We start from the raw sequence: 1,074 nt of genomic DNA on the forward strand, positions 1-1,074 counted from the left end.
CCGTGGCGTTTTATCGTGGCGCGTTCGGCGGCGCGGCTAAGCGCAATCGTTGGGCGGCCTCAAGAAAAGCCGCCACTGATGGAAGTCTGCTCAACCGCAGCGCCCGTGGTGCTAGGTCAACGCACCTTGATCTTCAATCATTGGATCGCAGCGCGGGAAAATCGCCGATACAGAACATATATGCTGAATTGACATTAGAATCCCTTACCTATATACTAGGCAACTACCGAAGGGGATTACATAATAGCACTCTTATACCGAAGGTGAAAATAGTCATGTCAAACCAGACGAATAAAGATTTTCTGACCGAACTACTCTATGAAGGTATTACACCGGAACTAAAAAACAGCAAATCCCAAATCAATGAATATCATTCACTAGAAATAGCAGAGATATATGAACGAACACGCTCTTTAGAGAATCTACGAATACAATTAGGTACTTTTGCTGGGACGATCAATATTGGCATTATCAGTTTCGCAGTAAGTAATCAGCGATCTGGCTTTATTTTTATCGCAACACTTGCATTATTTCTCTTTATAGCTGTCGATCTCATCGAAAGAACATCCCGTAAAACATTGTATGAACGAGGGCTGCAACTTGAAAAAAGATACGCACCAGATTCATCTGAGGCAATACTCCATCGACGGTATATCACCTCGAAAATGAGCCAAAAATCAATAATACGACGCCTCAGCATTGCCGGATTCTGGCTGCCAGTGTTCGTAATAATCGCAGAAATAGCTTTGGGTTGTTTTTTTATATACCTCGGATGGCCTCTCTTCTAGGTATGATCTTCGCTTTGTTATCGTTCACGCCGCAATAAACGATTAACATGAGAGAGGGCTATAGCCCTTTGTAATGCGGTATGCGTGCCTATAGTGTCAGCCCGTCCGCCCAACAGGGCTCGCACCTGACGCCGCTGGCGCGTCATCAAACTTGGTGCATTTTTCATGCGCGTCGTGTGCCAACGCGTGGTGCCATCTATCGAACCTGCCAGCGGCGCAGGTGAAGCCAAGCGTTGGGCGGCCTAAGTACAGCCGTGCCACTTCATGGGTGGTCAAACGTTAAGCC

The 1,074-nt window shown here is 46.6% G+C and carries 1 protein-coding gene; it reads left to right on the forward strand.

Translation table 11 applies throughout. From position 1 onward, the window contains the following. On the forward strand, positions 1-788 hold a 788-nt coding region (locus WCK19_RS18550; RefSeq protein WP_342398896.1), incomplete at its 5' end, for a hypothetical protein. Positions 789-1,074 lie beyond the last annotated feature (286 nt).

Source organism: Candidatus Chlorohelix sp., from assembly GCF_037138995.1.
Lineage (GTDB): Bacteria > Chloroflexota > Chloroflexia > Chloroheliales > Chloroheliaceae > Chlorohelix.